This window comes from Microbacterium sp. ProA8 (assembly GCF_039905635.1).
Lineage (GTDB): Bacteria > Actinomycetota > Actinomycetes > Actinomycetales > Microbacteriaceae > Microbacterium > Microbacterium chionoecetis.
This window is the reverse complement of record NZ_CP157000.1, coordinates 2,072,428-2,084,574: the sequence shown is the minus strand read 5'-3', so window position 1 is coordinate 2,084,574 and position 12,147 is coordinate 2,072,428. Positions and strand designations below refer to the sequence as shown.

The window sequence follows — 12,147 nt, the reverse complement described above, 5'->3', positions numbered from 1 at the left end:
TTTGCACGGCCGGGGCGCACGGTGGGGTCGGCCCGCCTCGCCTAGACTCGTCTGGTTCGACGGTACGACTGCTGGATAGGGGAGGAGTCCCATGCGCATCACGGGCCTCGGCCACGCCGGAATGTTCATCGAGACGGCCGGAGGAAGCATTCTCTGCGACCCGGTGATCGGCCCGACCTTCTTCGGGTCGTGGTTCCCGTTCCCCGACAACCGCGGGCTCGATTGGGCGAAGTACGGCAACGCCGACTTCCTCTACATCTCGCACCGCCACCGCGACCACTTCGACCCGGCGCTCATGCAGCGCCACGTGCCGAAGGACATCAAGGTCCTGCTGCCGGACTACCCGACCGACGATCTCGAGCAGGACCTGCGGCGGCTCGGCTACGACAACATCGTCTACACGCAGGCCGGGGTGCCGCTCGAGTTCGGCGCGCTCAAGCTCATGGTGACGCCCCTGCGCGCGCCCAGCGACGGCCCGATCGGCGACTCCTCGCTGAGCGTCGACGACGGGACCGCCAGCATCCTGAACCAGAACGACTCGCATCCGCTCGACCTCGAGAAGCTGATGTCTTTCTCGAAGCCCGAGGCGTACTTCACGCAGGTGTCGGGCGCGATCTGGTGGCCGATGGTCTACGACCTGCCGCAGGACGCGAAGCAGAACTTCGCGAAGCTCAAGCGCGACGCGCAGAACAAGCGGGCGATGTACTACATCGAGAAGGTCGACGCCGAACACGTCTTCCCGATGGCCGGGCCGCCGATGTTCCTGCGCGAAGAGCTGTTCAAGTACAACGGCTACGGTCTCGACGGCGACGCCATCTTCACGGATCAGCGGCAGTTCCTGCAGCACATGAAGGAGCTGCGCCCCGACCAGAAGGGCTACGAGTTCGTGCCCGGCACCGTGGTCGAGCTGAACGGCGGCGCCCTCTCGGTCACGCAGACGCTCTACACGGATGCCGAGATCGACCGGATCTTCGACGACAAGTGGTCGTATCTCGCCGAACAGCAGGGCAGCCGCCAGGACGAGATCCGCGCCGAGGAGGCCACCCGGGCAGCGGTGCTGCCGCCGCATGAGATGCTCGCCGCGATCAAGGAGTGGTGGGAGCCGCTGCTGCGCCGCGCCCGCACCATCCGCAACGGTGTCGGCGGCGTCGTGCGCTTCCGCATCGGCGACCTCGACATGGTCGTGGACTTCCCGAAGGCGAAGGTCCGCGAGTACCAGGACGACGAGTGCATCTACTGGTACACGATCCCTGCTGACCTGGTCTCGACCAACATCGCCGACCACGAGATCGACTGGTCGAACTCGATCTTCCTGTCTATGCAGTTCGAGGTCGGTCGCAGCGGCAAGTTCAACGAGTTCCTGACGACGTTCCTCAAATGCCTGTCCCGTGACCGCATCGAGTACGTCGAGAACTGGTACGCCGAGCAGACCGATCAGACCGAAGACGCGCAGCTGGGCGAGTGGCAGGTGCAGCGCCGCTGCCCGCACCTGCGTGCAGACCTCACCAAGACGGGCAAGATCGAGGACGGCGTGCTCACCTGCTCCCTCCACGACTGGAAGTGGGATCTGGCCAGCGGCAGGTGCCTCACCAGCCAAGGGCACCCGATCCGCGCGTCGCTGGTCGAGGATGACGCGCAGCGCGAGGTGACGACCCCCGCCGCCTGAGCGGACCACAGCGCCGTCTGGTTGTAGATCCTCTACAACCAGACGGCGCTTCTGTGCGCAGAGGTGTGTACTCCGGGCGCCAATCCTTGGTCATCGGTATCACCGCGCAGCCGCGGGGATCCTGATCACCGTGCCCGCGATCGCGGGCGATCAGAACCCGAAGGAGTCACGCCATGACCACCGTTCCCGTCCGCGGCGCCGCCGGCGTCGTCGTCCCCGCACCCACCGGCCGTCCGAGCACGATCCGCACCCTGCTGTCGTGGGAGGCCCGCGCCGAGGCTGCGACCAAGACCGCGCTGCAGCGCTGGAGCATCCCGGCGCTGCGCATCGCCCTCGGCGGTGTGTTCGTCGTCTTCGGCGCGATGAAGTTCTTCCCCGGAGTCAGTCCCGTCGAGGCCCTGGTGAGCCAGACGTGGGAGAAGCTGACGTTCGGGCTGGTCAGCGGCCAGGCGGCGCTCGTCGCCACCGCGCTGATCGAGGTCGCGGCGGGAGCCCTCCTCATCGCCGGCGGCGCCTTCGCCCGCATCGGCCTGGTGGTGCTCGCGCTCGCATTCGTCGGAATCCTCTCGCCGCTCGTGCTGCTGCCGGCCGAGGTCTTCGGCACCGCGGGCCCGACGCTGACCGGACAGTACATCTTCAAGAACGTCGTGCTGATCGCCGCCGCCCTCGTCGTCGCCTCGCAGGTGCTGCGTGGGCGCGCCACGCGCGCCTGACGATCACGAGGCTCACCGCGAAGGCCGGTCCCGATTGGGGCCGGCCTTCGCGGTGACGTAGACTGGGCGCCGATCACAGCAACCTTTAACCCCGTCCCGTGAGGCGGAGAAGGGAGCGGCGGATGAGCACGCGCACCGTGCTGCACGAGGCCGACATCGCCCGGGCCCTGACTCGGATCTCCCACGAGATCCTGGAGTCCAACAAGGGTCCCGAAGGCCTGGTCCTCCTCGGCATCCCCACCCGCGGCGTCACCCTCGCCCACCGGATCGGCGCGCTCGTCGAGCAGTTCGGCGGTGTCACCGTCCCGATCGGCGCGCTCGACGTCACGATGTACCGCGACGACCTCCATCGCAATCCCACGCGTGCTCCCCAGCGCACGCAGATCCCGCCGGGCGGCATCGACGGCAAGGTGGTCGTGCTCGTGGACGACGTCCTCTTCTCAGGACGCAGCATCCGTGCCGCGCTCGATGCCCTGCAGGACATCGGCCGTCCGGCTGCGGTGCGGCTGGCGACCCTCGTCGACCGAGGACACCGAGAGCTGCCGATCCGCCCCGACTTCGTCGGCAAGAACCTGCCGAGCTCCCGCGAGGAACGTGTGAACGTGCGCCTCCACGAGACCGACGGCGCCGAGTCCGTCACCATCGAAGGACGGTGACGGGAGCATGAGGCACCTGCTCGACACCCGGACGCTCGCCCGCCAGGACGCGCTGCGGATCCTCGACGTGGCCGAGGACATGGCCGACACGCAGCGGCGCGAGGTCAAGAAGCTCCCCACCCTGCGGGGCAAGACCGTCGTCAACCTGTTCTTCGAGGACTCGACACGCACGCGCATCTCGTTCGAAGCGGCCGCGAAGCGCCTGTCGGCCGACGTCATCAACTTCTCGGCGAAGGGCTCCAGTGTCTCGAAGGGGGAGTCGCTGCAGGACACGGCGCAGACCCTCCAGGCGATGGGAGCGGATGCGGTCGTCATCCGCCACGGCGCGTCCGGCGCCCCCCGCACCCTCGCGACCAGCGGCTGGATCAGCGCCGGCGTGGTGAACGCCGGCGACGGCACCCACGAGCACCCGACGCAGGCGCTCCTGGACGCGTTCACGATCCGCAAGCGTCGTTTCGGCGATGACAGCCGCGGCCGCGATCTCGCGGGCGTGAAGGTCGCGATCGTCGGCGACATCCTGCACTCGCGCGTGGCCCGCTCCAACGTCTGGCTGCTGCATACCCTCGGCGCTCAGGTGACCCTCGTCGCGCCCCCCACGCTGGTCCCGCAGGACATGTCGCGCTGGCCGGTGCGGACGCTCTACGACCTCGACGAGGCGATCTCGTCCTCACCGGACGCGCTCATGATGCTGCGCATCCAGCTGGAGCGCATGAACGCGGCGTATTTCCCCACTGAACGGGAGTATTCGCGGCGCTGGGGCCTCGACGCACGCCGCCTTCAGGCGCTCGGAGCGGATAGCATTGTCATGCATCCCGGACCCATGAACAGGGGTCTGGAGATCTCCGCAGAAGCCGCGGACTCGCCGCGCTCGACCGTGCTCGAGCAGGTGGCGAACGGCGTCTCGGTGCGCATGGCCGCGCTCTACCTGCTGCTGGCGGGAGCGGAGCACGACGCAGCCGACAGCACACCCGCGATGAACGCCCCCTCTCCGGTGGGCGCAGAGAAGGAGAACACCCCGTGAGCGAGACCCTTCTCTTCCGCGGCGCCCGCGTCGAGGCCACCACCCTCGCCGACGTGATCGTCACAGACGGCGTCATCGCCGAGATCGGCCCCGGCCTGAGCCGCGCCGGTGCGACCGTGGTCGACGTCGACGGGCTTGTGCTGCTGCCGGGCCTGGTCGATCTGCACACGCACCTGCGCGAACCCGGGTACGAGGCATCCGAGACGATCCTGACCGGATCGCGCGCCGCCGCAGCCGGCGGCTACACCGCCGTGTTCGCGATGCCCAACACCTCGCCGGTCGCAGACACCGCCGGTGTCGTCGAACAGGAGCTCGCCCTCGGCGAGGCGGCGGGCTTCGTCACGGTGCAGCCCATCGGCGCGGTGACCGTGGGGCAGAAGGGCGAGCGCCTGGCCGAGCTCGGCGCCATGGCCGACTCCCGCGCCCGGGTGCGCGTCTTCAGCGACGACGGCTTCTGCGTCTGGGACCCGCTCATCATGCGGCGAGCGCTCGAGTACGTGAAAGCGTTCGACGGCGTCGTCGCCCAGCACGCCCAGGACCCGCGTCTCACCGAGGGCGCGCAGATGAACGAGGGCGCGGTGTCGGCGGAGCTGGGACTCGCCGGCTGGCCCGCCGTCGCCGAAGAGTCGATCATCGCGCGTGACGTGCTCCTCGCCGAGCACGTCGGCTCGCGCCTGCACGTCTGCCACCTCTCGACGGCGGGCTCGGTGGACATCATCCGCTGGGCCAAGCGCCGCGGCGTGGATGTGACGGCCGAGGTCACCCCGCACCACCTGCTCCTCACCGACGAGCTGGTGCGCGACTACGACGCCCGCTTCAAGGTCAACCCCCCGCTGCGCCGCGAGGAGGACGTGCTCGCGGTGCGCGAGGGCCTCGCCGACGGCACGATCGACATCGTCGCGACCGACCACGCCCCTCACCCGGCCGAGGCGAAGGCGTGCGAGTGGCACGCGGCGGCCAACGGCATGGTGGGCCTCGAGAGCGCGCTGCGGGTCGTGCAGCAGTCGATGGTCGACACCGGACTGCTCACGTGGGGCGATGTCGCGCGCGTCATGTCGCGCGAGCCCGCACGCATCGGCCGCCTCGCGGGGCACGGCACGCCGCTCACCGAGGGCCAGCCGGCATCCCTCGCCTTCTACGACCCGGCGCCCCGCCGCACCTTCACGACCGACGATCTGCGCGGTCGGAGCGTCAACTCGCCGTACCTCGGCCGCGAGCTGCCGGGCGAGGTGCGCTGGACGCTCCACCGGGGAACGGTCACCGTCGCCGACGGCGCCCTGCTCGACACCCCGGGGGTGCGCGCGTGACCCGCGAAGGGGCCCTGGCCGTCATGATCGCCGTGGCCGTCGTGCTGCTCGTCGCGCTCGCGTGGGCGTGGTGGCGGCGGACGCGACGGGATGCCGCACCCCTCGTCCACCCAGGTGAGCTGCCCGCCGACGCCCACGTGCGTGCGTCCTTCGACGCCCTGTACGTCGCGACGACCGCCCGCGACACCCCGCTGGAGCGGATCGCGGCGCCCGGCATGGCGTTCCGCTCGAAGGCGACCGTCATCGTCGCCGACGAGGGCGTGGCGATCGGCCTCACCGGACAGGACCCGTTCGTGCTGACGCCCGACCGCATCGTCGACGTCGACCAGTCCACCGTCGCGATCGACCGGGTGGTCGAGCCGGGCGGACTCACCCGGCTGACCTGGCGCACCGACGCCGGCACGACCGTCGACAGCTACTTCCGACCCCAGGACGCCTCGGCCCGCGCTCTCGCGGACGCGGTGGCCGGCATCCTTCCCCCGAACCAGACGGGAACCGACTCATGACCTCCCTCTTCCAGACCGACCCTGCCGTCCTCGTGCTCGAGGACGGGACCCGTCACAACGGACGCGCGTACGGCGCCCAGGGCACCACCATCGGCGAGGTGGTGTTCTCCACCGGCATGACCGGATACCAGGAGACGCTCACCGACCCCTCGTACGCGGGCCAGATCGTGCTGCAGACTGCACCGCACATCGGCAACACCGGCATGAACGACGAGGACCCCGAGTCCCGGCGCATCTGGGTGTCGGGGTACATCGTCCGCGACCCCTCACGCGTCGTCTCCAACTGGCGCGCCGACGAGTCGCTCGACGAGGCCCTGACGCGGGACGGCGTGGTGGGCATCAGCGGCATCGACACGCGCGCCGTGACCCGCCACATCCGCTCGGCCGGCAGCATGCGCGGCGCGATCTTCTCCGGCGACGCGGCGGGCATCGACCCCGAGGAGCAGCTGCGTCTCGTCCGCGAGGCTCCGCAGATGGCGGGTCAGAACCTCTCCGCGCAGGTGTCGGTGGCCGCCGCCGAGGTGACGATGGCGACCGGCGAGCGCATCGGCAACCTCGCCGTGCTCGATCTCGGCGTCAAGCAGGCGACCGTCGACAACCTGGCTGCGCGGGGCTTCGACGTGCACGTGCTGCCGCAGGACGTCACCATCGACCAGATCCGCGCGATCGACCCGGTGGCGGTGTTCTACTCCAACGGCCCTGGCGACCCGGCGGCCTCCGGTGACCACGTCGACCTGCTGCGCGGCGTGCTCGACGACGGCCTGCCCTTCTTCGGCATCTGCTTCGGCAACCAGCTGCTCGGCCGTGCGCTCGGCCTCGGCACGTACAAGCTGCCCTTCGGTCACCGCGGCATCAACCAGCCGGTGCTCGACAAGTCGACGGGCCGCGTCGAGATCACGGCCCACAACCACGGCTTCGCCGTGGACGCCCCGGTCGACGGCGAATTCGACAGCCCGAACGGCTACGGCCGCATCGAGGTCAGCCACGTCGGGCTGAACGACCAGGTGGTCGAGGGCCTCCGCGCCCTCGACATCCCGGCGTTCTCGGTGCAGTACCACCCCGAGGCCGCCGCCGGCCCGCACGACGCCAACTACCTGTTCGACCGCTTCCGCGACCTGGTCGTCGCGAACCTCGAGAAGAAGGCCGCGAAGTAATGCCCAAGCGCGACGACATCAACTCCGTCCTGGTCATCGGCTCCGGCCCGATCGTCATCGGGCAGGCGTGCGAGTTCGACTACTCGGGCACGCAGGCCTGCCGGGTGCTGCGCGAAGAGGGCGTGCGCGTCATCCTGGTGAACTCGAACCCGGCCACCATCATGACCGACCCCGACTTCGCCGACGCGACCTACATCGAGCCGATCAACTGGCGCGTCATCGAGACGATCATCGCGAAGGAGAAGCCCGACGCGATCCTGCCGACCCTGGGTGGGCAGACGGCGCTCAACGCGGCGATCGACCTGCACAAGCACGGGATCCTCGAGAAGTACGACGTCGAGCTCATCGGCGCCGACTTCGAGGCGATCAACAAGGGCGAGGACCGCCAGATCTTCAAGCAGCTGGTGCTGGATGCCGGCGCCGACGTCGCGGCATCCCGGATCGCGCACACGATGGACGAGGTGCTCGCCGCCGCCGACGAGCTGGGCTACCCGCTGGTCGTGCGCCCGTCGTTCACCATGGGCGGCCTCGGTTCGGGCTTCGCGTACGACGAGAGGGACCTCCGCCGCATCGCGGGCGCGGGCCTGCGCGACTCTCCGACCACCGAGGTGCTGCTCGAGGAGTCGATCCTCGGGTGGAAGGAGTACGAGCTCGAGCTGATGCGCGACACCGCCGACAACACGGTCGTCGTCTGCTCCATCGAGAACGTCGACCCGGTCGGCGTGCACACGGGCGATTCGATCACGGTCGCCCCGGCGCTCACCCTCACCGACCGCGAGTACCAGAAACTCCGCGACATCGGCATCGACATCATCCGCGCGGTGGGCGTCGACACCGGCGGCTGCAACATCCAGTTCGCCGTCGACCCCGCCACCGGTCGCATCATCGTGATCGAGATGAACCCGCGCGTGTCGCGGTCGTCGGCCCTCGCCTCCAAGGCGACCGGATTCCCGATCGCGAAGATCGCGGCGAAGCTCGCCATCGGCTACCGCCTCGACGAGATCCCCAACGACATCACGAAGGTCACGCCGGCGAGCTTCGAGCCGACGCTGGACTACGTCGTCGTGAAGGTGCCGAGGTTCAACTTCGAGAAGTTCCCCGCCGCCGACACCACGCTGACCACCACGATGAAGTCCGTGGGCGAGGCGATGGCCATCGGCCGCAACTACGCCACCGCGCTGCAGAAGGCGCTGCGGTCCCTCGAGAAGCGCGGCTCGAGCTTCCACTGGGGCGACGAGCCGCGCTCGGTCGACGAGCTGCTCGAGATCGCGAAGACCCCGACCGACGGCCGCATCGTCGTGCTCCAGCAGGCGCTGCGCAAGGGCGCCACCGTCGAGCAGGCGTTCGAGGCGACCAAGATCGACCCGTGGTTCCTCGATCAGATCGTGCTCATCAACGAGGTCGCCGAGTTCGTGCGCCAGGCGGGGGAGCTGGATGCCGCCACCCTGCGCATCGCGAAGGAGCACGGGTTCAGCGACGCCCAGATCGCCGAACTGCGTGCCGACGCCGAAGCCCAGGTCCGCAGCATCCGTCATGCCCTCGGCATCCGTCCCGTGTACAAGACCGTCGACACCTGCGCGGGGGAGTTCCCGGCGCTCACGCCCTACCACTACTCGAGCTACGACTTCGAGACCGAGGTGACGCCGTCGGAGCGCACCAAGGTCGTCATCATCGGGTCGGGACCCAACCGCATCGGGCAGGGCGTCGAGTTCGACTACTCGTGCGTGCACGCGTCGTTCGCGCTGGCCGACGCCGGCTACGAGACGGTCATGGTCAACTGCAACCCCGAGACCGTGTCGACCGACTACGACACCTCCGACCGCCTGTACTTCGAGCCGCTGACGCTCGAGGACGTGCTCGAGGTGCTGCACGCCGAGGCCCAGTCGGGCGAGATCCTCGGCGTCATCTGCCAGCTCGGCGGCCAGACGCCCCTCGGCCTCGCCAAGGGGATCGAGGACGCCGGCTACACGATCCTCGGCACCAAGCCCGCCGCGATCGACCTCGCCGAGGAGCGCGAGCTGTTCTCGCGCCTGCTCGACGACGCCGGCCTGGTGGCACCGCGCAACGGCACCGCGACCGACGTCGAGGGCGCCGTCGCGGTGGCCGAGGAGATCGGCTACCCGGTGCTGGTTCGCCCGAGCTTCGTGCTCGGGGGCCGCGGCATGGAGATCGTCTACTCGACCGAGGCGCTGCGCGACTACTTCGTGCGCATCGCCGACGCCGCCATCATCGGCCCGGGCCTCCCTCTTCTGGTGGACCGCTTCCTCGACGACGCGATCGAGATCGACGTCGACGCGCTGTTCGACGGCGACGAGCTGTACATCGGCGGCGTCATGGAGCACCTCGAGGAGGCCGGTATCCACTCGGGCGACTCGAGCTGCACGCTGCCGCCCGTCAGCCTCGGCCGCACCGACATCGACCGCGTCCGCATCGCGACCCACGCCATCGCCGAGGGCGTCGGCGTGCGGGGTCTCCTCAACGTGCAGTTCGCGATCTCGGCGGGCGTTCTCTACGTCATCGAGGCGAACCCCCGCGCCAGCCGCACCGTGCCGTTCGTGTCGAAGGCGCTCGGGATCCCGCTCGCGAAGGCCGCCTCGCGCATCATGGCGGGCTCGACGATCGCCGAGCTGAAGTCCGAGGGGATGCTGCCCGAGCAGGACGGTTCGCGCGTGCCCCTCGACGCCCCCGTCGCCGTGAAGGAGGCCGTGCTGCCCTTCAAGCGGTTCCGCACGGCGGACGGTCAGACCGTCGACTCTGTGCTCGGCCCCGAGATGCGGTCCACGGGCGAGGTCATGGGCATCGACCGCGACTTCCCGACCGCGTTCGCGAAGTCGCAGGAGGCCGCGTACGGCGGCATGCCGCAGTCGGGCACCGTGTTCATCTCGGTCGCCGACAGCGACAAGCGCGCGGTGATCCTTCCGGCCCACCGCCTGCAGGAACTCGGCTTCGACCTGGTCGCGACCGAGGGCACCGCCGAGATCCTCGCCCGCAACGGCATCGCGGTGCGGGTGGTGAGCAAGTACTCCGAGACCCAGGAGTCCGGCGGCACAAACATCGTCGACCTCATCAACGCCGGCGAGATCGACATCGTGGTGAACACCCCGAGCGGCGGCAGCGCCCGCGCCGACGGCTACGAGATCCGCGCCGCGGCCGTGGCCGGAGACAAGGCGCTGTTCACGACCATGGCCGTGCTCGGCGCGGCGGTGAGCGCTCTGCCGGTGCTGCGCGAGGGCTTCGACGTCAGGAGCCTGCAGGAGTACGCGGCCGATCGGGCGGCGCGGGCATGACCTCGTTCGGCGAGCGCATCCGTGCGGCGACGGCGACGCACGGACAGCTGTGCGTCGGCATCGATCCGCACGCGCACCTTCTCGCCGAGTGGGGGATGGATGCCTCCGCCGCCGGTGCGCGGGAGTTCGGCCTGCGCGTCGTGGAGGCCGCTGCCGGCCGCGTCGGCGTCGTCAAGCCGCAGGTGTCGTTCTTCGAGTGCTACGGGTCCGCCGGTTTCGCGGCCCTCGAGACCGTGATGGCGGCGGCACGCGCGGCAGGGCTGCTCGTGATCGCCGACGCGAAGCGCGGCGACATCGGCACGACGATGGATGCCTATGCCCAGGCGTGGCTGACGCCGGGGTCGCCCCTCGAGGCCGATGCGCTGACGGTCAACCCGTTCCTCGGCACCGGGGCGCTGGAGGGCACCTTCGAACTCGCGGAGCGGGCGGCGAAGGGCGTCTTCGTCCTGGCCGCCACGAGCAACCCCGATGCACTCACCGTCCAGCGCGCGCAGCTGACATCGGGCGAGACGGTGTCGAACGCGATCGTCCGCGAGGTGTCGGCGCGGAACGCCCGCGTCACGCCGGAGGGGCAGTGGGCGAGCCTCGGCGTCGTCGTGGGCGCGACCGTGGACTGGACCGATGCCGGGCTCCGGGCGTTCTCCCCGGTCGCCCCGATCCTCGGTCCGGGCTTCGGTCATCAGGGTGCCGAACCGCACGACCTTCGCGCGCGCTTCGGCGACCTGGCGGTAGCGGTGATAGCGTCGGAGAGCCGCAGCATCCTGACTGCCGGACCCGACCGGCTCGCCGCGCGCATCTCAGAGCGCGCCCTTCTCTACCGTGGTGATTGACATGCCCGATTCGCGCACCCCTTCTGAAGGGGCTTCGCCCCATACTTCTGGCGCGCACGCGCGACCTCCCGAGGTCGACCGTGTGGCGGCATCCCGGCGCGCCGTCGCCGCGCGCCGCGAGCGCGCCGCGCTGAAGAAGGACGTCGCCATGCGGGTGATCACGCCGCAGGAGCTCCTGCGTCGCGCACTCGCCGATCCGGCATCACCCGCCGGCGCGATGCGCGTGCCGGAGTTCCTCACCGCCATCCCCGCGATCGGCGAGGGCAAGCGCGACCGCATCCTGCACGATCTCGAGATCTCCCCGGTCAAGCGGCTCGGCGGCCTCGGTTCGCGCCAGCGCGAGGACCTTCGGAGCTTCCTCGACACCCGCTGGCCCGAGCTCGAGCCTCGGGGCGGTCGCAGCCGCCTCGTCGTGCTCGCCGGCCCCACCGCGGTCGGCAAGGGCACGGTCGCCGCGCACATCAAGGCGCATCACCCCGAGATCCTGCTGTCGGTGTCGGCGACGACGCGCGCGCCGCGTCCGGGCGAGGTCGACGGCGAGCATTACTTCTTCGTGGACGATGCCGAATTCGACCGGATGGTCGCCGACGACGAGCTGCTGGAGCACGCGACGGTCCACAACGCCTACCGCTATGGCACGCCGCGCAAGCCGATCGAGAAGGCCCTCGGCGAGGGGCGCACGGTCCTGCTCGAGATCGACCTCCAGGGCGCCCGCCAGGTGCGCGAGGCGGACCCGTCGGCGACGCTCGTGTTCCTGCTGCCACCCAGCTGGGACGAACTGGTGCAGCGCCTCGTCGGCCGCGGCACCGAGGACGCCGCCGAGCGCGCGCGGCGCCTGCGCACCGCGAAGACCGAGCTGGCCTCCCAGGGCGAGTTCGACTACCGCGTCGTGAATGACGACGTGGCTCGTGCAGCCGATGAGGTCGCCCGCCTCGCGCACTGAGCGCAGCGAGGAGCGGGGATCCGACCCGCCCGCGGTGGCCGCACATCCGCCGGACGGGATCCGT

10 protein-coding genes are annotated in these 12,147 nt (G+C 70.1%); all 10 read left to right on the top strand.

Features of this window, described 5'->3' with window-relative positions; genetic code table 11:
• Nucleotides 1-91 precede the first annotated feature (91 nt).
• Nucleotides 92-1,666, top strand: a complete 1,575-nt coding sequence (locus ABG085_RS09125; RefSeq protein ID WP_347979058.1) for a Rieske 2Fe-2S domain-containing protein — start codon at nucleotides 92-94, stop codon at nucleotides 1,664-1,666.
• Between the two features lie 173 nt (nucleotides 1,667-1,839).
• Nucleotides 1,840-2,379, top strand: a complete 540-nt coding sequence (locus ABG085_RS09120) for a DoxX family membrane protein (RefSeq protein ID WP_347979057.1) — start codon at nucleotides 1,840-1,842, stop codon at nucleotides 2,377-2,379.
• 122 nt (nucleotides 2,380-2,501) lie between these two features.
• Nucleotides 2,502-3,035, top strand: a complete 534-nt coding sequence (pyrR, locus tag ABG085_RS09115; RefSeq protein ID WP_163617127.1) for a bifunctional pyr operon transcriptional regulator/uracil phosphoribosyltransferase PyrR — start codon at nucleotides 2,502-2,504, stop codon at nucleotides 3,033-3,035.
• Between the two features lie 7 nt (nucleotides 3,036-3,042).
• The gene (locus tag ABG085_RS09110; RefSeq protein ID WP_347979056.1) at nucleotides 3,043-4,056 is read left to right on the top strand and encodes an aspartate carbamoyltransferase catalytic subunit; all 1,014 of its coding nucleotides are present in this window, start codon (nucleotides 3,043-3,045) and stop codon (nucleotides 4,054-4,056) included.
• A complete protein-coding gene (locus ABG085_RS09105) occupies nucleotides 4,053-5,363 on the top strand; it encodes a dihydroorotase (RefSeq protein ID WP_347979055.1) in 1,311 nt (436 codons plus the stop codon). Before ABG085_RS09110 ends, ABG085_RS09105 begins: the two co-directional genes overlap by 4 nt.
• Nucleotides 5,360-5,869, top strand: a complete 510-nt coding sequence (locus ABG085_RS09100) for a hypothetical protein (RefSeq protein ID WP_347979054.1) — start codon at nucleotides 5,360-5,362, stop codon at nucleotides 5,867-5,869. Before ABG085_RS09105 ends, ABG085_RS09100 begins: the two co-directional genes overlap by 4 nt.
• Entirely contained in the window at nucleotides 5,866-7,023 is a 1,158-nt protein-coding gene (gene carA, locus ABG085_RS09095) for a glutamine-hydrolyzing carbamoyl-phosphate synthase small subunit (RefSeq protein WP_347979053.1), read from the top strand. The genes ABG085_RS09100 and carA overlap by 4 nt, the downstream gene beginning before the upstream one ends.
• Entirely contained in the window at nucleotides 7,023-10,310 is a 3,288-nt protein-coding gene (carB, locus tag ABG085_RS09090) for a carbamoyl-phosphate synthase large subunit (RefSeq protein WP_347979052.1), read from the top strand. The genes carA and carB overlap by 1 nt, the downstream gene beginning before the upstream one ends.
• On the top strand, nucleotides 10,307-11,140 hold the full coding sequence (pyrF, locus tag ABG085_RS09085) for an orotidine-5'-phosphate decarboxylase (RefSeq protein WP_347979051.1): 834 nt from the start codon (nucleotides 10,307-10,309) through the stop codon (nucleotides 11,138-11,140). Before carB ends, pyrF begins: the two co-directional genes overlap by 4 nt.
• Nucleotide 11,141: 1 nt before the next feature.
• Entirely contained in the window at nucleotides 11,142-12,083 is a 942-nt protein-coding gene (gene gmk, locus ABG085_RS09080; RefSeq protein WP_347979050.1) for a guanylate kinase, read from the top strand.
• Nucleotides 12,084-12,147: the final 64 nt, after the last annotated feature.

Coding starts and splice junctions, on each gene's coding strand:
- ABG085_RS09125 (WP_347979058.1), top strand. CDS start 92: ATGCGCATCACGGGCCTCGGCCACGCCGGAATGTTCATCGAGACGGCC.
- ABG085_RS09120 (WP_347979057.1), top strand. CDS start 1,840: ATGACCACCGTTCCCGTCCGCGGCGCCGCCGGCGTCGTCGTCCCCGCA.
- pyrR (WP_163617127.1), top strand. CDS start 2,502: ATGAGCACGCGCACCGTGCTGCACGAGGCCGACATCGCCCGGGCCCTG.
- ABG085_RS09110 (WP_347979056.1), top strand. CDS start 3,043: ATGAGGCACCTGCTCGACACCCGGACGCTCGCCCGCCAGGACGCGCTG.
- carA (WP_347979053.1), top strand. CDS start 5,866: ATGACCTCCCTCTTCCAGACCGACCCTGCCGTCCTCGTGCTCGAGGAC.
- carB (WP_347979052.1), top strand. CDS start 7,023: ATGCCCAAGCGCGACGACATCAACTCCGTCCTGGTCATCGGCTCCGGC.
- pyrF (WP_347979051.1), top strand. CDS start 10,307: ATGACCTCGTTCGGCGAGCGCATCCGTGCGGCGACGGCGACGCACGGA.
- gmk (WP_347979050.1), top strand. CDS start 11,142: ATGCCCGATTCGCGCACCCCTTCTGAAGGGGCTTCGCCCCATACTTCT.